The sequence below is a fragment of the Maricaulis sp. ABE4_448 genome (assembly GCF_056160825.1).
On sequence record NZ_JBSWXX010000002.1, the window covers coordinates 363,456 to 385,268 of the forward strand.

Annotated in this window: 21 protein-coding genes and 1 tRNA gene; 9 read left to right on the forward strand and 13 right to left on the reverse strand. The window is 64.1% G+C overall.

Annotated features, from left to right (window positions below; all coding sequences use genetic code 11):
• Positions 1-15: 15 nt before the first annotated feature.
• The 4 genes from ACXAJV_RS08190 to ACXAJV_RS08205 all read right to left on the reverse strand — a co-directional run bounded on the left by ACXAJV_RS08190 (position 16) and on the right by ACXAJV_RS08205 (position 5,555).
• On the reverse strand, positions 16-2,703 hold the full coding sequence (locus tag ACXAJV_RS08190) for a PAS domain-containing sensor histidine kinase (protein WP_475084071.1): 2,688 nt from the start codon (positions 2,701-2,703) through the stop codon (positions 16-18).
• Between the two features lie 59 nt (positions 2,704-2,762).
• Positions 2,763-3,323: a response regulator gene (locus ACXAJV_RS08195; protein WP_475084072.1), complete on the reverse strand. Its 561-nt coding sequence runs from the start codon at positions 3,321-3,323 to the stop codon at positions 2,763-2,765.
• 22 nt (positions 3,324-3,345) lie between these two features.
• Entirely contained in the window at positions 3,346-4,923 is a 1,578-nt protein-coding gene (locus ACXAJV_RS08200) for an EAL domain-containing protein (protein ID WP_475084074.1), read from the reverse strand.
• A gap of 80 nt (positions 4,924-5,003) precedes the next feature.
• Positions 5,004-5,555, reverse strand: coding sequence for a hypothetical protein (locus ACXAJV_RS08205; RefSeq protein WP_475084077.1), 552 nt, complete (start codon positions 5,553-5,555; stop codon positions 5,004-5,006).
• A 162-nt stretch (positions 5,556-5,717) separates the two neighbouring features.
• On the opposite strand from ACXAJV_RS08205, the gene dusA reads away from it, so the two are divergent.
• The gene (gene dusA / locus ACXAJV_RS08210) at positions 5,718-6,713 is read left to right on the forward strand and encodes a tRNA dihydrouridine(20/20a) synthase DusA (protein WP_475084432.1); all 996 of its coding nucleotides are present in this window, start codon (positions 5,718-5,720) and stop codon (positions 6,711-6,713) included.
• Between the two features lie 2 nt (positions 6,714-6,715).
• On the forward strand, positions 6,716-7,531 hold the full coding sequence (locus ACXAJV_RS08215) for a sulfite exporter TauE/SafE family protein (protein ID WP_475084079.1): 816 nt from the start codon (positions 6,716-6,718) through the stop codon (positions 7,529-7,531).
• Here the strand turns inward: ACXAJV_RS08215 and ACXAJV_RS08220 are convergent.
• On the reverse strand, positions 7,528-8,232 hold the full coding sequence (locus ACXAJV_RS08220; protein ID WP_475084082.1) for a retropepsin-like aspartic protease family protein: 705 nt from the start codon (positions 8,230-8,232) through the stop codon (positions 7,528-7,530). The two genes, ACXAJV_RS08215 and ACXAJV_RS08220, sit on opposite strands and share 4 nt — an antisense overlap.
• 28 nt (positions 8,233-8,260) lie before the next feature.
• A complete protein-coding gene (locus ACXAJV_RS08225) occupies positions 8,261-8,458 on the reverse strand; it encodes a DUF1289 domain-containing protein (protein WP_475084085.1) in 198 nt (65 codons plus the stop codon).
• Between the two features lie 98 nt (positions 8,459-8,556).
• Between ACXAJV_RS08225 and ACXAJV_RS08230 the strand changes: the two genes are divergently transcribed.
• Complete coding sequence (locus ACXAJV_RS08230) at positions 8,557-9,834, forward strand: NupC/NupG family nucleoside CNT transporter (protein WP_475084088.1); 1,278 nt, start codon at positions 8,557-8,559, stop codon at positions 9,832-9,834.
• A 97-nt stretch (positions 9,835-9,931) separates the two neighbouring features.
• Here ACXAJV_RS08230 and ACXAJV_RS08235 read toward each other — a convergent pair whose 3' ends face one another.
• A complete protein-coding gene (locus ACXAJV_RS08235; protein ID WP_475084091.1) occupies positions 9,932-10,654 on the reverse strand; it encodes an acyltransferase in 723 nt (240 codons plus the stop codon).
• A 145-nt stretch (positions 10,655-10,799) separates the two neighbouring features.
• Between ACXAJV_RS08235 and ACXAJV_RS08240 the strand changes: the two genes are divergently transcribed.
• The 4 genes from ACXAJV_RS08240 to ACXAJV_RS08255 all read left to right on the forward strand — a co-directional run bounded on the left by ACXAJV_RS08240 (position 10,800) and on the right by ACXAJV_RS08255 (position 13,290).
• Complete coding sequence (locus tag ACXAJV_RS08240; RefSeq protein WP_475084094.1) at positions 10,800-11,234, forward strand: PaaI family thioesterase; 435 nt, start codon at positions 10,800-10,802, stop codon at positions 11,232-11,234.
• Between the two features lie 34 nt (positions 11,235-11,268).
• The gene (locus ACXAJV_RS08245) at positions 11,269-11,526 is read left to right on the forward strand and encodes a DUF3253 domain-containing protein (protein WP_271185138.1); all 258 of its coding nucleotides are present in this window, start codon (positions 11,269-11,271) and stop codon (positions 11,524-11,526) included.
• A complete protein-coding gene (locus ACXAJV_RS08250) occupies positions 11,513-12,103 on the forward strand; it encodes a uracil-DNA glycosylase family protein (RefSeq protein WP_475084097.1) in 591 nt (196 codons plus the stop codon). Before ACXAJV_RS08245 ends, ACXAJV_RS08250 begins: the two co-directional genes overlap by 14 nt.
• A 113-nt stretch (positions 12,104-12,216) precedes the next feature.
• Positions 12,217-13,290, forward strand: coding sequence for a Leu/Phe/Val dehydrogenase (locus ACXAJV_RS08255; RefSeq protein WP_475084100.1), 1,074 nt, complete (start codon positions 12,217-12,219; stop codon positions 13,288-13,290).
• A gap of 208 nt (positions 13,291-13,498) precedes the next feature.
• Here the strand turns inward: ACXAJV_RS08255 and ACXAJV_RS08260 are convergent, their stop codons facing one another.
• On the reverse strand, positions 13,499-14,707 hold the full coding sequence (locus ACXAJV_RS08260; RefSeq protein WP_475084103.1) for a toll/interleukin-1 receptor domain-containing protein: 1,209 nt from the start codon (positions 14,705-14,707) through the stop codon (positions 13,499-13,501).
• An 864-nt stretch (positions 14,708-15,571) separates the two neighbouring features.
• Here ACXAJV_RS08260 and ACXAJV_RS08265 point away from each other — a divergent pair.
• Positions 15,572-16,483: a hypothetical protein gene (locus tag ACXAJV_RS08265; RefSeq protein ID WP_475084106.1), complete on the forward strand. Its 912-nt coding sequence runs from the start codon at positions 15,572-15,574 to the stop codon at positions 16,481-16,483.
• A gap of 102 nt (positions 16,484-16,585) precedes the next feature.
• On the opposite strand, the gene ACXAJV_RS08270 is transcribed toward ACXAJV_RS08265, so the two are convergent.
• From ACXAJV_RS08270 to ACXAJV_RS08285, 4 genes are all read right to left on the reverse strand, one after another.
• Positions 16,586-17,626, reverse strand: coding sequence for an ABC transporter ATP-binding protein (locus ACXAJV_RS08270; RefSeq protein WP_475084108.1), 1,041 nt, complete (start codon positions 17,624-17,626; stop codon positions 16,586-16,588).
• Positions 17,627-17,636: 10 nt separating this feature from the next.
• Positions 17,637-19,262: an ABC transporter permease gene (locus ACXAJV_RS08275; RefSeq protein WP_475084111.1), complete on the reverse strand. Its 1,626-nt coding sequence runs from the start codon at positions 19,260-19,262 to the stop codon at positions 17,637-17,639.
• Positions 19,259-20,320: an extracellular solute-binding protein gene (locus tag ACXAJV_RS08280; protein ID WP_475084113.1), complete on the reverse strand. Its 1,062-nt coding sequence runs from the start codon at positions 20,318-20,320 to the stop codon at positions 19,259-19,261. Before ACXAJV_RS08280 ends, ACXAJV_RS08275 begins: the two co-directional genes overlap by 4 nt.
• A gap of 235 nt (positions 20,321-20,555) precedes the next feature.
• Positions 20,556-20,630 (reverse strand) — tRNA-Val (locus tag ACXAJV_RS08285).
• Positions 20,631-20,883: 253 nt separating this feature from the next.
• Between ACXAJV_RS08285 and ACXAJV_RS08290 the strand changes: the two genes are divergently transcribed.
• The gene (locus ACXAJV_RS08290) at positions 20,884-21,102 is read left to right on the forward strand and encodes a phosphoglycolate phosphatase (protein ID WP_138513255.1); all 219 of its coding nucleotides are present in this window, start codon (positions 20,884-20,886) and stop codon (positions 21,100-21,102) included.
• Here ACXAJV_RS08290 and ACXAJV_RS08295 read toward each other — a convergent pair whose 3' ends face one another.
• Positions 21,103-21,792: an HAD hydrolase-like protein gene (locus ACXAJV_RS08295; RefSeq protein ID WP_475084116.1), complete on the reverse strand. Its 690-nt coding sequence runs from the start codon at positions 21,790-21,792 to the stop codon at positions 21,103-21,105. It lies immediately after the preceding gene.
• Positions 21,793-21,813 lie beyond the last annotated feature (21 nt).

The window sequence follows — 21,813 nt, forward strand, 5'->3', positions numbered from 1 at the left end:
GGCACAGCGCCGTCGCTATTCGCCTGCAGCGAGCCGGGCCGTCGTGGCGCTGTCGACGAACTCGTCATCGGCATCGAAACCGTCTTCCATCGCTTCGGACAACAACGCTTCGACACGGTTGATGTCGTCATTGTCGTCGATGTCGGAATAGGCGTCGGCCTCGATCTCGGCGAGCGCGTCCAGGTCGACCGGCTGGTCCTGGCTGATCGGCATCACGACATTCACCGTCGTGCCTTCACCCAGCACCGAGTCGATGGTCAGCGTGCCGCCATGCAGCTCGATCAGCGACTTGGACAGCGCCAGGCCGAGGCCCGAGCCCTGGTGGCTCTTGGAGTGCTGGTTCTCGATCTGCTCGAACGGCCGGCCGAGGCGGGGCAGGTCTTCCTTGGCGATCCCGATACCCGTATCGGAGACCTGGAAGGCGACACCGACGCCCGACAGGAAGCCGCGCACCGTGACGCGCCCGCCTTCCGGCGTGAATTTCACCGCGTTGGAGATCAGGTTGATCATCACCTGTTTGAAGGCACGCGGATCGAGCTCCATTTCCGGCAGGTCCGAGACATCGGCGCGCAGCTGGAGGCGCTTCTCTTCGGCGCGGCCGCGGACGATGCGCACGCATTGCCCGATCAGCTCGCTCGCATCGGTCGGTTCCGGCTGAAGCTGCATCTTGCCGGCCTCGATCTTCGACATGTCGAGAATGTCGTTGATCAGTTCGAGCAGGTGCTGGCCGGACGTCAGGATGTCCTTCATGTAGCCTGTGTAGCGCTCGTCGCCCAAAGGCCCGAACATCTCCTTCAGCATGATTTCGGAGAAGCCGTTGATGGCGTTCAGCGGTGTGCGCAGCTCGTGGCTCATATTGGCCAGGAATTCCGACTTGGAGCGGTTGGCTTCCTCGGCGCGGATCTTCTCGGCCTCGTACTTGCGGGCGAGATCGGCGATACGGGCCTGCGAGCGCTTCACGTCCTCGACGGTCTTGCGCAGCTGGGCCTGGTTCTCGGTCAGGGCGGCTTCGTGGTGCTTGAGATCGGTGATGTCGGCGCCGACGCTCACCATGCCGCCATCCGCCGTGGCGCGGTCGGAATAGTGCAGCCAGCGCCCGTCGGCGAGCTCGATTTCGTAGGCCGCCTTGTTTTCCGTGCCGCCGTGAACGGTCTTGATGGCCCGCGCGGCGGCCTGTTCAACCGCGGCATAGCTCATGCCCGGCTTGAGCATGCCGTCCGAAAAATCGAAGGCGTCACGGAATTTGCGGTTCCACAGCACCAGGCGGTGGCGCGAGTCCCAGAGCACGAAGCTCTCGGACATGGATTCCAGCGCTGCGCGCAGCCGGCTTTCAGCGGCGACGACGCGGGCTTGGGCGCCCTTGCGATCCGTGATGTCGATGGCGACACCGACAATGCGGGCCTGGTCGCTGCCGACGGCGCCGGGCAGGATGCGTCCGCGCATCTGCAGCCACACGGCGGCGTGCGCGGCGAGCACTTCCAGATCAACTTCACCGCCGGCCGGTGCACCGCGCATGGCGGCGCGCACGCGTTCACGGTCGGGTTTGGAGAACAGGCGCAGGAATTCGCTGCCGCTGCATTCCAGAGCGGTGTCCATGCCGAGTATCCGCGCAAGACTGTCGGTAACGAAGACGGTGTCGGCATCGGGATTCCAGTCCCAGACACCGCATCGTGCGCCCTCGATAGCCACGCGGAAGCGCTGCTCATTGTCCTCGAGCTGCTGGCGGGTCGAGCGCAGGCGGCCCATCTGCGTGAAGACGAGTGCGCTGAGCCCCATGGCGACGAAGATCGGTGCGATGAACATCAGGCCGTAAAAGGAGATGGTGCGGTACCAGGCGTTCTGGTTGATCCGCATCGCGCCGAGCGCATAGACGCGCAGTTCGGTGCCGGCGATCGGCGCGACGGCGAAGGTCACGCGCTCCTCGCCGAAGCGGGCGTCGGAGGTCGCACCGCCACCTTCGCCGGCCAGACGTTCGACAAAGGCATCGTCCAGGCCGAAGCGTGAGGCCAGCGGCGTCCCGGCGCGCACACTGCGCATCTGCGGACGGATGGCCAGCATGCCGCCATTGCTGTCGGCGAGCGCGACCACGCGTTCATCACCCCAGTCCGGCAGCACGAGATCGGTTACGAGCCGGGCCACGAAAGCGCCGACCGTACCGTCAGACAGTTGTACCGGCACGGCGAGCACCAGATGCGCAGGCTGGCCGTCGACGATTTCCGCCGTCAGGCCCGACGGTGCGTCGAGCGCCTGGCCAGCCATTTCGCGCAGCCCGTCGCCCGGATTGGCTGCCGCGATAGTGCGGCCGTCCGGCAGCAGGATGGCGACATCCTGGACGATGTCGGAGTCGCCGATCGCCATCAGCCGCGCGCGCGCAGCCGGCACGATTTCGTCGATAGGCGTGTCGCGCAGGTCCGCGCTGGCAAAGGCGAGCGCATAGCGGGCTTCGGCGATGCGGGCGGTGACGCGTTCGGCCAGATAGCCGGCAGCATTGGCCTGTGAGCGTTCTGCCTCGGTGATCAGCGTTTCGCGCTCTTGCTGGATCTTGACCAGCAGGATGCCGCCATAGGCGAGGGTGAAGAGCAGCACTGCGATGACGATCCACAGTGCGCCCGATCCGCGTTTCGACGCACGCACCTTCCCCGTCTCGCCCGGCGAAGGGGCGCGGGTCGCCTTGTCCGTGGACGGGCGCGTATCGAACCGCATGTGATTCATGGTCTCAAACTAGGGTGTGTCGGCCTGTGCTGTCGACACCGGGATTGGCGTCACGAGCCGGTCTGCGCCGGCTTCTGTCCTTCTGTTTCCCCACCTTCGTCTTTCGCGGCCGCCTTCTGGCGGCTCTTGCGTCTTTCCGGTCCCTTGTAGGCCGACTTGTCCGGATCGTTCCGGCGTCTGTCAGGCCCGAAATAGTGGCGGTTCCGGATGAAGGGACGGGGCTCGTTGATGACCGCCGCGATCTTGGAGAACATCTCCTTTGCGGTAATCGGTTTGCAGCAGAACTCCGTCACACCGGCATCACGGGCCGCCATGACCTTGGAGCGCTCGGAATAGGCGCTCAGCATGATGATGGGCACCAGCGGATTGGGACTGTCGTCGGCCGTACGCACCAGCCGCACGAAGTCGAGCCCGTCCAGAATGTCCATCTGATAGTCGGTGATGATGATGTCGATCGAGTCCGAGCGCACCATGTCAAAGGCTTCTGCGGGATCACGCGATTCGTAGATCTGCTTGATCCCGAAGCCGTGCAGAATCGTCCGCAGGATAGTCAGCATGTACGTGTTGTCGTCGACGATCAGCGTCCTGACTCGGCTGAAATCTGCGGCCATGGCGGCGGTCTCGTGGTTTGGTTCAAGCAGCCCGCGTTTTGTTGATTCGCGGATTCTTGAGTTCTTTTAGCGCCACAGGCTTACCGAAAAAGAAACCCTGTCCGTAGCGAACGCCAAGCTTGCGCATCAGTTTGGCCGAGGCTTCGCTTTCGATCATTTCCGCAACGGTTTCCGTCCCCAGGGCGTTGCAGAGGTCGATCATCCCGCGCAGCAGAATGGTATCGCGTTCAGAGCGCGAGGCGTTGCGGACATAGGAGCCGTCGATTTTCACGATATCGGCCGGGAAGTCGCGCAGATAGTGGAAGCCTGCGGCACCGGCGCCGAAATCGTCCAGGCAGACCGCGTGGCCGCGCTCGCGGATTTTGGCGATGACATTGTTGGCGGCCTTGATGTTCTTCACGGAGGCCGTCTCGGTGAGCTCGAACATGAGCCGGCTGCGATCGATCTTCAGATCGGCGAGAAGGGCCAGGAATTTCTTCGCCCAGGCCATGTTGGTCAGGGACTTGCCGGACAGGTTGACGGCCAGGGCAGGGCGGTCGAAATCTTCGCGCAGGAACTGCGCCGCGATCTCGGTCATCGCATAGTCGATTTCATGGATCAGCCCGGTGCTCTCGGCGAAACCCACGCTTTCCTCGACCGGCCGCCCGCCGGGCAGGCGCAGCAGCAGCTCGTAGTGGTGCACCTTGCCGGTTTCCAGGTCGATGATCGGCTGGGCGTGCGGTTCGATCACGCGGCCGGCAATCGTCGTGCGCAGCTCGGTCATGCGTTTGCGGGTTTCGTTCATCAGGTGATCGGCGGTCTCCTGCAGCGAGATCACGTCGAGGGCCCTGCCGCTGTCGGCGGCTTCATTGATCGCATGCAGGAAGGCCTGAACGGCAATTTCCGGCTCCAGTTCGGGCGCGTCGCAGACCGATTCGATCCGCACATCGGCCTCGCCGAGGTCAAAGCCCTTGAGTGTCGCCGCGACTTCGTCGCGCAATGCTGCCAGATCGACGGACCGGGCGTGGATCAGGGCTGTGCGCGCGGCGTCGATCTGCCGGGCAACGCCGTCATTGCCGATGGCCAGGGCGCAGGACGCCGCAACCGATGTGCGCAATTGTTCGGCATTGGCCGGGCCGATCAGACGGTCAACATCGTCGCCGGCCTCGATGCGCAGGACCGACATGGCCATGTCGGTGCCAACATTGCGGGCTGAGGCAATCGCGCTTTCTGCACTGCGCTCGAAGGCCTGGGGATCGACATCGTCAGGTGCATGCATGGCGCTGAAGGAGATCGACCAGCGGATGCGCTCGTCATCGCCCAGCGACCAGCCGCAAAGCTGGGCTTCGCGTCCGTCGATCGTGATACGGACAGGTCCGAGCCGGTGGCCGGGCTTCAGCCGGCGGACCAGCGCCTTGAGGATTGGCCGCGAGGTGCGGTCGATGCGGCTTTCAAGCGGATCGCCCACACCGTCGCTGTCGGCGCCGGCGGGACTGGACCCGAGGGCAGCGACAGCGCCAGCCGTGTAGGTGATGCGGCAGGAGGGATCTGTTTCGACAAGAATATCGGCCGAGGCAAAGGCGAAGGACAGGAAGCGATTGCGTTGTTCGACAAGCGACATGATGGCGGCTCGACCCGTTCAAGACTGATCGTCCAGATTCACAGATAATCGTTAGAAGGCGATTAAATTTTTATGCGCGTCTAGGCCGCGTGACGGGATTTGCTGTTATCCTTGCTGGCAGGTTTCGTGTTGATTTCACGAAGTGTTTTGCTTGCCTTGTGGCTGAGTTCGGCGAGTGACGGAGGCAGGTCGCCGTCTTCGCCGGCCAGCCTGGCCAGCTCTTCTGCGATGGCCATCAAATGTGACGCATTGGCGATCAGCCGCGCTTGGCCCTCGATCCGCGACGGGTCGCGGTCATACTCCGCAGCCGGTACACGCCAGCCACCCCAGTCCATGCTCTCGGTGACCACGACCGGGAAGGTGCCGGGATAGGGGTGGTGGCCGCATTCCTCGACGGGCTGCCACTTGTTGCGGGCGCGCAAGACCCGCCAGCTTGCCGTGTCGATCTCGTCGGCCTGCTCGGCAGCGAGCTCGTCAGCCACGAAGTCGCGGCCGAGGCCGCAGTCGTAATAGACCCGCACGGGCTCCTCGACATCCTTCACCCATTGCGGCTTGACCTGTTCGACAAGCGCCCAGGTTCCCACCGGGCGGACAAATACGCGCTGATGCTTGTGATAGATTGCCTTGGCCATGAAACGCCTCCCTCGCCGCTGCAGGAAAACAGGCCCGAATTGAAATGACGTGAAGCGAACAGATCGAATTTGAACGTTTTGATCGCTGAGGTGACGCGTCACTGAACGGTTTGTGCGCTGCCGTGACTTGGTTCAGCGGGCGGTCCGCGCTAAATGGCGCGCATGATTGCAGCCCGTACGCCTGACCGCCGCCTTTCGGTGGCTCCGATGATGGACTGGACCGACCGGCATTGCCGGGCGTTCCACCGTGTCCTGACGAATAGCGCGCTGCTTTATACGGAAATGGCTGTCGACAAGGCGGTGATCCATGGCGACCGGGACAAGCTGATCGGCTTCGATCCCGCCGAGCATCCCGTGGCCATCCAGCTGGGCGGATCCGATCCGGCCGACCTTGCAAAAGCCAGCCGGATTGCTGAGGGCTTCGGCTATATCGAGATCAATCTCAATGTCGGCTGTCCATCCGACCGCGTGCAGTCGGGCCGGTTCGGGGCCTGTCTGATGCAGGAACCGGCGCTGGTCGCCGACTGCGTGAAGGCGATGCAGGATGCGGTGTCGGTGCCGGTCACGGTGAAGTGCCGGATCGGCGTTGACGAGCAGGATCCCGAAGTGGCCCTGTTCGATTTCGTCGAGACGGTCGCTGCGGCCGGGGTGACGAGTTTCACCGTGCACGCCCGCAAGGCCTGGCTGAAAGGCTTGAGCCCGAAGGAAAACCGCACGGTTCCGCCGCTCGATTATGATCTGGTGCGCCGCCTGAAGGCGCGGCGCCCGGAGCTCGAGATCATCCTCAATGGCGGTCTGGAAACCCTCGATCAGGGGCTCGCGGAAACGGTGCCGCTGGACGGAATGATGCTCGGCCGCGCCGCCTATCACACGCCCTGGATCCTGGCCGAGGCTGACAGCCGGCTGTTCGGCAAGGCCGATCCGGTTGCCAGCCGTGTCGAGGCGGTCGACGCCTACCGGCCCTATCTGGAAAGCCAGCTGGACAAGGGGACGCGGCTGCACGACATGACGCGCCACATGCTGGGCCTTTTCACCGGCCAGCCCGGGGCCCGTTTGTGGCGGCGTATCCTGTCGGAAAAGGCGCCCAAGCGTGGCGCGGGACTTGAAGTGATCGACGAGGCACTGGCGGCGGTTGTGCCGCATAACGAGGCGGCATAGCGATGCAGGATATCTGGATTCTGGTCCTGGCGATGGCCGCCACGGGCGCGTTTGCGGGTTTGATCGCGGGCATGTTCGGCATTGGCGGCGGTATCGTCATGGTGCCGGCGCTCTATTTCGCGTTCAACTCGCTGGGCTATGAGGACCCGCGGGTGATGCATGTCGCGGTCGGGACCTCGCTGGCGGTGATTGTCGCGACCTCGCTGCGCAGCGTCTCTGCCCATGCCAAGCGTGGCGCGGTGGACTTCAAGGTTCTGCGCGAATGGGCGCCCTGGATCGTCGCGGGCACGCTTATCGGTACAGTCATCGCGCACTATCTTTCCGGCCGCATGCTGACCGGCATTTTCGGCGGCATGGCGATGCTGCTCTCGCTGCAATTCTTCTTCGGCCGGCCCGACTGGACCCTGCGCGAGGATATGCCCGGCGGGATCATCCGCATCGGCCTGGGCGGCACGATCGGGGCGTTTTCGGCGCTGATGGGTATTGGCGGCGGCGTCATGGGGGTCACCCTGATGACGCTGTGCGGCAAGCCGATCCGCCAGGCGGTCGCCACAGCCGCCGGTTTCGGTGTTGCGATCGGGGCTCCCGGTGCGATCGGCTTCATCGTCAATGGCTGGGGGCATGAAGTCGTGCCCTGGTCGCTGGGTTATGTGAACGGGCCCGGTTTTGCACTTCTGGCGAGCTGCGCCTTTTTTGTTGCGCCGGTGGGCGCCAAGCTGGCGCACGATCTGCCGGAGCGGACGCTCAAACGCCTGTTTGCCATCGGTCTGGTGATCGTCGGTATCATGCTGGTCCGCGAAGCAGTCCTCGGCGGCTAGGGGCGCAGGATCAGCCGATCTTCCCGGATTTCCAGGGAGGAGAAGCGGTTCAGTACCGACATGCCCATGAGCGAGCGTTCGCTGTCGCGCAGGACCACGGCCGGCACGTCGCGGAAACGATGCCCGCCGATATCCAGCTCCCGGATGATCACCGTGGCGGCCATGGTCTGGCCGGCGGCCGTGGAAACCGGATGGATGAAGTCCAGCCGCTCCATCCGGATGCCGACCTGGCGCGCATCATCCCAGCCCAGAGCCACGACGCTGGCCCCGGTATCGACCAGGAACTCGACGCCCGCATCATTGATCCGGGCGGTCAGATAGTAATGCCCGTCGCGTTGCCGGTTCAGCACGATGTCCCCGTCGCCGGGTGGCCGGGCTCGGGGCCGGGAGCCCTGCGCAAGGGTCAGGTCCCAGGTCCGGGCGTGCTGCCAGTCGCGATAATCGTGCTCCAGAACAGGCGTCACGCCGAAGGTGGCCAGCACGCTGACCCAGGCGACCAGATTTCGGTGGCGTTCGCCCGGCGGAGCGAAACCGGCGCTGATCAGTGCCGCGATCAGCAGGATGACGACGAGGCCGGCGAGACCGAGGCGGAGTTCGGGAGGCACGCCGTCCCAGACCGGCCAGACCACAAGCCTCAGCGCCAGAAGGCCGAGGGCGAGGGCAAGGGCGGGCCGGGCCAGCCGGGAGAGGAGATGGGCCATGATGTCGGTCTCCACGGGCGGCCGGGGCTCAACCCGGTTGCCGCGTCTTGCGGTAGGCGGCCTCGCGTCCGGGCAGCGCGGCCATGATGGTTTCGCGTTCGGCGTCGCTATAGCGCGTCCAGCGGCCCAATTCTTCCATCGTGCGGAAACATCCGACACAGATCCCACTGCCGGGATCGACGAAACAGACTTTCACACAGGGTGTTTTGATCGGTTCACGGTCCATCTCCCGCCAGCATTTCCTGCAGTGCGGATTGAGGCAAGAGCTTGCGGCTGCAGGTGATGGCGGAATATTGTCCCGCCTTTATCTGCTTGGGGACATTCATGGACGATCTGGTGCTGCAGGCCCGCAGCTTTGTGGGACTTTTTGCTCTTGCGGGCGTGGCGTGGCTGCTGGGCCCGCGCAAGAAGATCTCCATTGTCCTGCTGGTTGGTGCCATCGCTCTGCAATTGCTGATCGCCTGGCTGCTCTACTCTGTCGCGCCGTTCCGCGCCTTCCTGCAATCGCTGACCGGCGTCGTCGCCGTGCTGCAGGAGGTGACGAATGAGGGCGCGCAATTCGTGTTCGGCTATCTGGCTGGCAGCGAGGCGCCCTGGGAGACCGACCCGGCTGGCGGTTCCGGTTTCCTCTTTGCCTTCCAGGCCTTGCCCATGGTGATCGTGCTGTCGGCGCTGTCAGCCCTTCTGTGGCGCTGGCGGCTCCTTGAATTCCTGGTGCGCGGTTTCGCGGCGGCCTTCCGGCGTCTGTTGAACCTGTCCGGTTCGGCCAGCCTGGGCGCCGCGGCGAATATCTTCCTGGGCATGACGGAAAGCCCGGTGCTGATCCGGCCGCGCCTGCCGGAGATGACCCGGCCGGACCTCTTCCTCATCATGACGGTGGGCTTTTCCACCGTCGCCGGATCGGTGATGGCGCTCTATGTCAGCCAGCTGACCGGCGTGATCGACGGGGCGGCGGGGCATATCTTCACCGCCTCGCTGATCTCGGTCCCGGCGGCGGTCCTCCTGTCACGCCTGATGATGCCGGCCGAGCCGGTCTCCGAGGAAGCGCTGCAGAAAGAGAAGATCCCGACACCGATCTACCATTCCTCGATGGACGCGCTGACGACCGGTGTGTCGGACGGTATCCGCCTGTATTTCAACATCATCTTCATGCTGCTGGTGTTCACCGCCCTGGTCGCGCTGGTGAATGTCCTGCTCGGGCTTTTCCCGGACGTGTTCGGTGCGCCGCTCTCGGCCGACCGGATCCTGGGCTGGGTCTTCGCGCCGGTCGTCTGGCTGGCGGGTATTCCCTGGAGCGAGGCCACCCAGGCCGGTTCGCTGATGGGGCTGAAGACGGCGCTGAACGAGGTCTATGCCTATGACCAGCTGTCCCGGGTCGGCGGTGAGCTGTCCGAGCGCACGCGCCTGATCATGACCTATGCGCTGTGCGGTTTCGCCAATTTCTCCTCGGTCGGCATCCTGACCGGCGGCCTGGTGGCGATTGCGCCGTCGCGCCGCGAGGACATCCTGCAGCTGGCCCCGCGGGCGCTGATCTCCGGCACGCTGGCCACCCTGATGACGGGGGCCGCCGTGGGCGTTCTGCCGTCGGGGTTGTTCGGTTGAAGCGTGATCAGGTGAAGTGGGAACCGGTTCACCGGTTCGATCGCGCGACCACTCAAGAATCAGGAGCAAGAGCGGTCCTGCAAGAAACGATCCTGCTCTAGTCGCCGCGTTTCGGCCAGAGACGGCTGCGCAGCCAGCCGGGGGTGGAATTGCCTTTCAGGGCCTGGCGATAGGCGGTGTCGAAAAAGCGGTGCAGGCCTTCGGCGTCGGCGTAGAGATCGCTGCGGGTCTTCATCGGCGCGTCCGGATCGATGCGCTTGACCACTTTGGCCGGATTGCCGGCGACGATGGTCCAGGGGTCGACATCGCGGGTGACGACCGAGCGGGCGCCGACGACGGAATGGGCGCCGATGGTCACGCCCTTGCCGATAAAGGCGCCGTCGCCGATCCAGACATTGCGTTGAAGTTTCACGGGTTTCCAGGCCGGCGCCGGGTCGACGCGGTCGTGGATGGAGTGCCAGTCGCAATCCGAGATCGTGGCCTTGTTGGCGATCAGGCAGTCATCGCCGATCTCGATATCGCCGGCGGCGAGAAGGCGGGTGCCGCCGGCCATGAAGACATTGTTGCCGATCGCGATCCGGCCGGCCTGGGTCTGCGGCGACCAGACGGTGAGGCGCACGGGATCGGCCTTGTTGGCGACGATGTGCAGGCGGTCGCCGGCGGTGATGTTGGGGCCGAAAACCTCAACATGCCAAGGACATACGACTTTCGGCTCGATGCCCAACGCGGCAAAGTGGGGGGCGAGGAAATGGCCCGTCCAGGCGTTTTCGAACGCTTCCCAGGCGCGGTGCATCCAGTAGGGGCGGTGGTCCCGTTTCATTTTGTGCGAGCGCTCCCTATATCGATCCGGCGCGTTCTGTGTACGGCGTTTCGCGGTCTGGGCGCCCATGAGACAATACCGCTTCATACTTGTCTCGCAGCGGGTACATAAGACCCCCATAAGCGCAACACGGGAGTAACGCCCAGTGACATATGAGGTCGCCATGACGGCCGACGCGGTGACCGGCTTCCTGGAGGAGGTTTTTCCGGAGATGAACCGCGCGGGCCGGATCTTCACCATCGACGCCATCGAACCCGGCCGCGCCATCGTGCGGGCGCGCACGGATGCGACACATCTGCGCCCCGGCGGCACCGTTTCCGGACCGACGCTCTTCTCCCTGGCCGACTTTGCTGCCTATGTGGTGATCCTCGGCCATATCGGACCGCAGGCGCTGGCGGTGACCACCAATCTCAATATCAACTTCCTGACCAAGGCCGGCCCCGGCGAGCTCATTGCCCGCTGCCGCATCCTGAAACTGGGCAAGCGGCTGGTCGTCACCGATTGCGACATCACGGCGGACGGCAGCGACGACTTGATCGCACAGGCCAGTGCGACCTATTCCATCCCGCCTGCGCGCTAGCGAGGCGCACCGGCACCGAGCGAAGGACAGCAAGATGAGCGAGACCGAAGGCAGCGATCCGATCGAGGCGATCATCGTGAAACTCGTGGCGGCCGCGCCCGAGGGGCGCTCGGTCTCGCCGGCGGATGTCGCCAAGGCGATCGATCCGGAGCGCTTCAACCGCCAGTTCGGCCATGTGCGCCAGGCGGCGATCCGGCTGGCCCGGCGCGGCGAGGTGACGATATTGCGCAAGGGCAAGCCGGTCGAGGACCCGGAGAATTTCAAGGGAGTCTGGCGGATTGGCCGCGCCTGATCTCGATCCGCTGCTGGACGAGATCCGCGCCTGCCGCGTGTGCGCGGCGGCCATGCCGCATGAACCGCGCCCGGTGATCCGGGCGGCCCCCACCGCCCGCATCATGATTATCGGCCAGGCGCCGGGCACGCGGGTGCACGCCTCGGGCAAGCCTTTCACCGACCCGTCCGGCGACCGGCTGCGCGACTGGCTTGGGGTGGACGAGGCGACCTTCTACGACACATCCCGCATCGCCATCGTGCCGATGGGCTTCTGCTTTCCCGGTCTCGACGCCAAAGGCGGCGACCTGCCGCCGCGCAGGGAATGCGCGCCCTTGTGGCAGGCGCGGGTGCGCGCGGCCCTGCCGGATGTGCGCCTGACCCTGCTGGTGGGACAGTATGCCCAGCGCTTCCATCTGGGTTCGCGGATGCAGCAAACACTGACCGAAACCGTCCGCCGTGGCGCGGAGTACGGGCCGGAATTTCTGCCGCTCCCCCATCCCTCCTGGCGAAATAATGTCTGGCTGAAGAAAAATCCGTGGTTCGAAGAAAAAATTCTCCCCATGTTGCGCTGCCGCATGAAAGAATTATTACGCTGAGCGGCATTCGGGGTGTTTTCGCGCGCTTGTAAGGCGGCTCGCGAACAGGTATTCCACGGCCCGACTTCGCAGCCCGCGGACGGGCTGCCACCGTTGAAAAGGGTATGCCCGTAATGAGTGTTCTCGAGCACGTATCGTTCGACAATCACGAAAAAGTCCTGTTCGCCACCGACGAGACGACCGGCCTCAAGGCGGTCATCGGTGTGCACTCCACGGCCTCCGGCCCGGCCTGCGGCGGCTGCCGCATGTGGTCCTATCCCAATTCGGACGCGGCCCTGACCGACGTGCTCCGCCTGTCCCAGGGCATGAGCTACAAGAATATCATGGCCGACCTGCCCATCGGCGGCGGCAAATCCGTCATCATGAAGCCGGAAGGCGCCTTCGACCGCAAGGCGCTGTTCGAGGCCTTCGGCCGCGCGGTGGAAAGCCTCAACGGCCAGTACATCACCGCCGAGGATGTCGGCGTCAGCCCGGACGACATGATGGCCGTGCGCCGTTCGACCGAGCATGTGGTCGGCCTGCCGGAAGGCAAGGCGGCCTCGGGCGATCCCTCGCCGGTCACCGCCGAGGGCGTCTATCGCGGCATCATGGTGTCTGCCGAACGCGGCCTGGGCAAGCGCGACCTTTCCGGCGTCAAGATCGCCATCCAGGGCGCGGCCGGCCATGTCGGCACCTATCTGGCCGGCCATCTGGCGAAGGCCGGTGCCGAGCTCTTCGTCACCGATATCAACCAGGACGGGCTGGAAAAGCTGAAGGCGGAATACGGCGCCACCATTGTCGGTCTCGACGAGATCTACGACCAGGATGTCGACGTCTTCGCCCCGTGCGCCCTCGGCTCGATCATCAATCCGGACACGATCGACCGCATCAAGGCGAAAGTGATCGCCGGCGCCGCCAACAACCAGCTCGCCACGCGCGAGATGGGCGCGGAAGTCCTCAAGCGCGGCATCGTCTACGCGCCGGACTATGTCATCAATGCCGGCGGTATCATCAATGTGATGGGCGAGATCGCCGGCGACTTCAATCCGGAATGGGTGAAGGGCAAGCTGGACGGTCTGGAAGCCACGCTGGGCGAGATCCTCGACCAGTCCAGCAATGAAGGCCGCCCCGCCAACATCATCGCCGACGAGATTGCCCGCCAGCGCATTGAGGAAAAGCGCGCCGCCAAGCTGGGCAAGGCGGCTTAGGTTTCAAGCGCCGGGCGCCTGAGGGTATCTGGAAGTGAGGCTGAGAGTTTGATCTGCCGCGCCCGCTGGGTGCGGCAGATTTTTTGTGCTTTGCTGGAGCTATTGCGAATGCACACACCTGTGAGCGCAACGGATAGTCGACTGGCCAAGCAAAAGAAATCGGCTAGCTGCCGATAGGGGCTTTCTGGTTGACACAACATGCCGAACGCTATGGCCTGTTCTTTAGAAAACGACGCAATTCATCGATTTTGCCAATTACGCGATGCTGCACGAACTGAGGCTCGCCCATGACCTCGTAGCGCTTAGCTAGACCCCGTTCGATTAGATAGTTAACAGCGGGATTCAGCCTGCGCGGCTCCCAACTGTACCGTTCAGCAATCTGCCTACTCGCTGCGGGAAACTCGGGGTCATTCATGATATCGGCGGCGAGTTTCAAGGCATCTGAGCGAGGGTCCCAAGGTTTCCAATACCGGTCGAACTCGGTGAACAGCGACGGCTTCACAAGAGAGTGAATGCTTGTGTCCTTGAAGAAGGCAGAAAGCTCGTAAAGCGCGTCCTTGGCATCGTTGATATTCAGGCTGGTACCCTGCGCTAGAGTTTCTATATCGACCCTCGGATCGGCGAATGTTCCATGTTTCGTTTGTTCGACGAAATATCGGGCGACCATATTTGCCGCCGCCGAGTAGCCGGTCCTCGTGGTCGCTTCTGTCGCTTGCGTATGTGGGGCTGGCCCTAGCTTCGGCTTGCGGGTGATGCCGTGGATGTCGCTGATGAGTTGCGTGATATCTTCATCGGCGCCGATCTCCGGTGCAAGCATGCCGGAAAGCAAAGGGGACAAGTCCTCCGGAGGAAGCTTGTGGCGTATGGGGAGGAACCGGCATTTGTCGCTGAGTTTGCGAACGAGGCCGGCGTCTATTTCCTGATTGACCCACGGCTTTCCAATTGACTGCGGCGTGAGCAGGACCAGAAAATGCGTGCAGTTGCCGAGGCCTTCGTCGATTTTCTGGCGCAGGCTGTCGCCGGTAGCTATGCACCACTTGTCCCACCACGTCTCGATGCCATGTGCCTGCAATGCGGTTGCTATACGTTCGGCAAGTTCGGCATCTTCGGATGCGTAAGACAGAAACGCGGACGGTACGCTTCGCGCGGGCTCTTCTGCATTCACTGCGTCTTCCTCCTTGCCCATGCGCTCACGAACCAGCGCGATCAATTCAGGAGAACCTTCAACGTGCATGTGCAGGTTCTCGAGGCTATCGCCGCGCATGACCACGGTCGGGAATTCTCCGGTCTCAGGGTCGCGGATTGTTCCGATTATTCTCCTGATCTGCGCCTCAATGCTCTCGAGAGCCGCCTGCATGAGGGTGTCTCCGATATTGCCGGATTTTACCCTCTTTCCGTTTATTTCGAAGTGAATCATGCATTGTGCCTGTTTCGAATCTTGCTGCTATGCAAGCTAACATTGCGACAATGTCTCGCAAGACGTTGGTGACAGAAGGCCTGCTTCATCCTTGGGAAAAGGGCCGTCCCATCGATATGTCGGAATGCAGCGACCTTGTGCCGCCTTGGCTCTAATGCCCGTATCTACGCCGACGCAGACAGCCTAAATGCCCACCTCCCTCGGCCTCCGCCAAAGTTCAAATGCCTCGCCCAGCGTCACGTCCACCGTGTGAAATTGGTGACGCACACTGTTTTGAAGCCCAGTTCGCGGCCCTACGCCCAAAAGCTGCTTGGACAGCAAGCGCTGAGCGGTGTTTAATTGGCTCGCGTCTCCATCTTGTCCGCAGAGTTTCTACTGCCAAGCTGTCGTCTCGTGTGTGACGTTTCTCGAAATCTAAACTGACGCCGCAAATAAATGGTGGCCAACGGCGTGTGCTGGTGGTGGAGGCTTTGCACGACAGGCGTCGCGACAAGGGTGCCCTGGGCAATAGAGGGGAGCGTCAATTGCGGAGCGGGTTGTGCGCGCTGGCGAAACTCCAACTGAGTAGGGTGCTCATCCGCGAGCATTGCGTCTCGGTTCCCCGGTGCGCGCACGCCGAGCATGTTCACAGATCGGGGGCGTGCTGGAGTGTCGGGAATCTTTACGCCTGTGTATCGGTACCGCTGAGGTTCGATCTCATCCCAAATTTAGGTCCTGGTGCCGGTCGGGCTTTTTATTCGGCGCTTGCGGCGAATTGGTAACAATAACCATCGAAGGCGCGGATGGGGTGCTTTTCGGGTAGGGTCAGGTCGCCGAACAGGGTTTTGCAAGCTGCGATTCGTATTTGGAGTGGGGAGGAATGTTATGAAGGTGGTGTTGTATTCGCTCGTTGCTATAGTGGTTTTTATAGTTTCTATATTTGTAATTCCGTTGTTCGGTGTTGCGAGCGCTGGAAGTTCTGAGTCTTTTGTGCTCTCGACGTGCGCTGCTATCGTGTTTTTGTTGATAGCTGAGCGTCTTGTTGATCATCAAGAAATAATAGGGCCAGTTGAGGCGATGATGAAAAGGTTCGAAAGCCTAGCCGATGAACACATCAGATTAACTCAATCTGCAAGTTTCAATTTATTCTTCGAACGAGCGAGAAATACTAGTGCTTCTGGTGCAGTGAAACCGCTTGAAGGTTACTGGGTCGCGATAAGACGTGATGCTAAGAAAGGGAAAATCTGCGTCTACCTTCATGAGGTGTACTGCGAGCGGAATGAGGTTCGATTTAGTTCATTTGATGAAAATAGCCCTGGAGAACGCTATTTTGTCGATGGCGTGGTGCTTAGTGTGGCAAACCAAGCTATTATGTATGGTAAAGTCCGGGGTCGAGACTCTTTGCATATATATGCGCTATTCGCACCCGCTGGGGTGCACCCGCCATATGTGTTTGGTACGCACTTTCAGACTACGCTATCTGGGTCGTCGTCGATCGCTACGCCAGTCGTTTTCCTGCGCGTTGACCCATCAGTGCTTACTCAAAGGGATCAGTCCGTCAGACTGGAATTCAGTGATTTTCTTGAGAAAAACTCAGCTTTAGCCAAGCGACACGAGGACAACGCGCTCTCTGCGGTTCTCAACCATATCGATGACATATGTACACTTCGTGCGGACCAAATAAGCATTGGTAATATTGTCAATTTCTTGAGAGAGGGGCGATCATCGATCGAAATCGAGGCGTCGATGATGGAGAAACATCTTGATTCAAGATGTGAAGGACGCAGCATTCAATAGCTTTCTTGCGGTCTTCGCATCGCGGACGCTGTACTCCGCTCACTGGATATAGCTGGCATTTCATTTTCGCTCGGCTAATACGCACTTTGGGGCGCTCCCCCCTCAAGCCCCCACCACAGTCACAAACGCCTCGTCCAGCGTCACGCCCACCTTGTCCCCCACAGCCAGCGTGGACGGCACGGGTGTGTGCGTCGTGAAGCTTTGCCCTTCGGCGTTCTCGATCGTGAAGGCGAGGTGTGTGCCGGCGGAGCGGCGGCGGGTCACGGTGAAGGGGCCGTCAGCCGCCATCGTGAGGCGGATGGCCTGGGGTCTCACCAGAACGTAGACGGTGCAGCCGTTTTTGAAGTCCGGCGTGGCGATCTGGCCCAGCGGGGTTTCGGCGGCGCCGGCCTTTATGAAGGCCTCGATCACTTCGATATCGCCCAGAAGGCGGGCGGCGGTGACGCTGTGCGGATGGGTCCAGACATGTTCCGGCGTGCCGGTCTGGATGACGCGGCCCTGGTCCATCAGGGCGAGGGCGTCGGCGACGGCCATGGCCTCGTCGGCATCGTGTGTGACCATGAGGGCGGTGGCGCCGGCTTCGCGCAGCGTGTCGACGGTGCGCTCGCGCAATTCCTGGCGCAGGCGGCGGTCGAGGCCGGAGAAGGGCTCGTCCAGGAGGACGATGGCGGGCGCGGGGGCGAGGGCGCGGGCCAGGGCGACGCGCTGCTGCTCGCCGCCGGAGAGCTCGTGCGGGAAGGCTTTCGCCTTGTGTCCCAGTTCGGCGGCCTCCAGCTGGGCCATGGCGATGGATTTGGCGTCGGGCCCTTTGAGGCCGAAGGCGACATTGGCCAGGGCGTCGAGATGCGGGAAGAGGGCATAGTCCTGGAATACCATGCCGACGCGGCGGCGTTCCGGGGCGAGGTGGCGGCCGGGCCCGGCCCACAGCGTGTCGCCCAGGCGGATCTCGCCGCCATCGAGGCGTTCCAGTCCGGCAATGGCGCGCAGCAGGGTGGACTTGCCGCTGCCCGAGGGGCCGAGAAGGGCGGTGATGCGGCCCGGCTCGAGATCGAGATCGGCGCCGGCCAGGGCGGCCGTCTCCTTCACATAGCGGCGCTGGGCGCCGCGTATGCTCAATCCCCTGCGCGTGTGCGTATCCGTCATGCCGTCCCGCCTAGACCTGGCCCGAAGAAGAGCGTGCCCGGGAGAGGTAGCGGGCGACGAAGATCATGGGAAGCAGGGCGACCAGCGGAATCAGGAGCGAGGGCAGTGCCGCCTCGCCCAGGCGTTCGTCGCTGGCGTAATTGTGGGCGATGATGGCGAGCGTGTCGTAATTGAAGGGGCGCAGGATCATCGTCGCCGGCAATTCCTTGAGCACTTCGACAAAGACCAGGAGGCCGGCCGAGGTGATGCCCGCGGCGATCAGCGGCCAGTGGACGCGGCGCACGGTCTCGCCCCGCGTGGCGCCCAGCGTGCGCGCGGCCCCGTCCAGCGCCGGCGTGACGCGGGCGAGGGCGGCTTCGGACGGTCCGATCGCGGCAGCGGCAAAGCGCGAGAGATAGGCGAAGATCAGGGCTGCGGCGCCGCCGGTCAGCAGGACGGGGAAGACCTCGCCGGTGAAGGACTGCCAGGCCGGGTCGATCAGCGCCTGGGTGCCCGAGAGGATGGCGATCACGCCGACTGCCGCGACGGCGCCGGGCACGGCATAGCCCAGCCCCGCGGCGCGCGCCGAGGCGATGGCCAGCGGGGTGCGTCCGCGCAGCGCATAGGCGGTCGACAGGCCCAGGCCCGCGGCGAGGACGGCGCTGGTCGCGGCGAGGGTGAGGCTGTGCCAGGCGGCGGCGGGCAGGCCCGGTGCCGGCAGCTCGTTGAGCGCCAGCCAGCCCAGCCGGGCGAGCGGGATGACCAGGCCCAAAGCGAGCGGGATGAGGCAGGCCAGGGCCGCGGCGAGGCCCTGGGTCCGCGAGAGATGGAAGCGCGGCGCCGGACGGTGGCGTCCCGAGGCGGCGTGCGAGCGCGCGCGGCTGCGCTGGGCGCGTTCCAGGCCGAACACGATCAGCGCGACGGCGACGAGGATGAGGGAGAGGCGGGCCGCATCGACCAGCGATCCCGCCCCGCTCCAGGCGCGCACCAGCCCGATCGAGAGCGTCGGCGCGCCGAGATAGGAGACGGTGCCATAATCCGCCAGGCTTTCCATGATCACCAGGGCGAGCCCGGCGGCGAGGGCCGGCCGTGCCATCGGCAGCGAGGTGCGGGCAAAGGCGCTGAACGGTCCCGCGCCCAGCGTGCGCGCGGCGTTGTAGGCGTCGGCGGACTGGCCGGTGAACGTGTCGCGCGCCAGAAGGTAGACATAGGGGTAGAGCACGAGGGCAAACATCAGCCCCGCCCCCCAGGCGCCGCGCACCGTGGGGAAGAGGCCGGCGGTGGCTGCGTGCAGCGGTCCGCCGGCCTGGCTGAGATCGAGCCAGGCATAGGCCGCGACATAGGCCGGCACGGCCAGCGGCAGGATCAGCACCCAGCTGAACAGGGCGCGGCCGGGAAACTCGGTCCGCGCGACCAGCCAGCCCAGCACCGTGCCGATCAGCCCCGCGCCGCCGGCTGCGATCAGCGCGACGAGGGCGGAGTTGACCAGATAGACAGGCAGGCGCGTGCGCGCGAGATGGGCGAGATAGTCGCCCGTCTCACCGGTCACGGCGATCCAGGCGACGGCAAACACCGGCGCTGCACAGACCAGGGCTGCCAGGATCGCGAGAGCCGTCGCGCGATCCGGCAGCCGGCCGCCCTGCCTGGCTGGCGTCACTGCCAGCCGACGCGGTCGAAGATGCGCTGGGCGGTGGCGTTGTGGTCGCCCAGTTCGGAGACATTGCGGCTGTCCGCGGTGAAGGGCATCACGGCGTCCAGGCGCTCATTTTCCCACTCAACGCCCTCGACGACCGGGATTTCATTGGTCATCTCGGCGAACATGCGCTGGGCCTCGTCCGACAGGAAGAAGGCGATCAGCTCGCGGGCCTCGTCCGGATGCGGCGCGTTCACGGCGATGCCGGCCCCGGAAATATTCACATGGGCGCCGGAGGTCTCCTGGTTCGGGAAGAACAGGGTGACGGCCTCGGCGGCGGCGCGATTGGCGGCCTCGCCGGAATTCTGCATCAGCAGGTAGTAGTAGTGATTCGTGATCGCGATGTCGCAATCGCCGGCGGCCACGCCGATGATCTGCGTGATGTCGCCGCCCTGGGGCGGGCGGGCCATGTTGGCGACGATGCCGGCGGCCCAGGCCGCGGCCTCTTCCTCGCCCAGGCGCGCGACCATGGAGGCGAGCAGGGACTGGTTATAGGCATTGCCGCTCTCGCGCACACAGATCCGGCCTTCCCAGCGCGGATCGGCGAGGTCCTCATAGGTGGTGACCTCGTCCGGCTGGACGCGCTGGTTGGAATAGGCCAGCACGCGGGCGCGCTTGGCGATGGCGATCCAGTAGCCGTCCGGGTCGATCAGATTGTCCGCGACCTCCGGCGTGAATTCGGCGAAATCGCTCTGCGCGAACAGGCCGGCTTCCTCGGCGCGGTGCAGGCGGGCGGCGTCGACCGTGATGATGACATCGGCCGGGCTGCGCGGACCGTCGGCGCGCACGCGCTCGATCAGCTGGTCGCCATTGGCCTCGATCAGGTTGATCTCGATGCCGGTCTGCTCGGTGAAGGCCGCATAGATCGCCGCATCGCTGCGATAGTGGCGCGCGCTGTAGACATTGACCACGCGCGGCGTGTCGGCCTGCTCGCTGCCGGCATCGGCAGGGGTGTCAGGCTGGGAGCAGGCAGCGGCGAGGACGCTGAGCGCGCCGGCGGCCAGGAGCTTGGCATATTTCATGAGTCACCCGTTTTCCTTGCAGTCTCTGCATCCCTGCCATTCTTGCGAATGTTTCGCAAGTTATTGCCGCAGGAAATCGGTGCGGTGGGGTGACGCAGGGGGAGGGGAGCCGATGGCCGAAGGAGATTGCGTGTGTCGCCGACAGTCTGCCTTCGCCAAGGCTCCGGAGGACACCGCTTCGCCCCGGGGGGCGCGCTGCGGGCGGCTTGCCACCCGAAGCCCGCAGGGCGAAGGGTGGTGGGCGATACTGGGATTGAACCAGTGACCCCCTCGGTGTGAACGAGGTGCTCTCCCGCTGAGCTAATCGCCCGATCCATAGTCGGAGGGCGCCGTATAAGCAGGCTCTTGGCGCCGGTCAACTACATGTGGAAGTTGAAGTGCAGATCGGATACGCCAAAGGTGCGACAACTTGCCACACCGTCATGGTCTCGTCATATGCGCCCGGCCCATATATCAGCCTGCCCCAAGCTGGGTTCGGGGCCACTGCGGCCCGTCCTGTCAATCACTCGATTGGACACATTTCCCGGCCGAGGGAAGCTTCGGTCGACTAGGAGGTTTTGTTAATGAGCAACGATCTGTGCACGCCCGAAGGCGCTCGCCGTCTCAAAGCGCGAATTGAAGCCTACTGGGCCGAGCGCGGCTATGATGTAAGTGTCGACCTCGTCGATGCGGGCTTTATGCCGGCCATGCGCTCCGCGCGTACCGACGTCCGGTCCAACCTCGTCAACGGCATGCCGACCCGTCCGGCCAATGATACCGGCCGCGAGCGTCGCACGGCGTAATCAGCTGGCGCGCTGCCAGATCTCGGCCAGCGCCCGCGGTACATCGCCAAATGCATGAAGGACCCGGTCGGCTCCCAGCGAGCCGGCCGGGTTTTCGCTATAGCCATAGCTCATCACGATGACGGGCAGGCCCGCCGCCCGGGCCGAGCCGACATCGGGCGCGCTGTCGCCGATCAGCGCCGCCCGCGCGTACCCCTCTCCGAGCGAATCGCGCAGATGCGCCGCATCCGGCTTCTTCGCCGCGGTGCGCTCCGGCCCGACAATCCGCTCGAAATAGTCCGCCAGCCCCAGTTCCGCGATCAGAAGGTCTGACAGGACGGAGGGTTTGTTGGTGCACACCGACAGGCGCGCTCCGGCATCCTTCAGCCAGGCCAGCGTCTCCTCGACGCCGGGAAAGGCCCGGCTCTCGGCGGCGACATCGGCCTTGTAGATCTCGATGAATTCCGCGACCAGCGCGTCGCCATCCGGCATCGCGGCGCCGCTGCGCGCATGCGCGCGTTCCAGCAGCACGCGCGCGCCGCGGCCGACCATGGCCCGCACATCCGCCAGCGGCACGGCCGGCAGGCCGCGCGGCACGATCACGGCATTGAGGGCGCGCACCAGATCGGGTGCCGTATCGACCAGCGTGCCGTCGAGGTCGAAGGCAATGGCGGCATTGTCGAACAGGGCGGCCTGGCCTGTCTCCAGCATGATCTGCATCCTTCTGCCCCT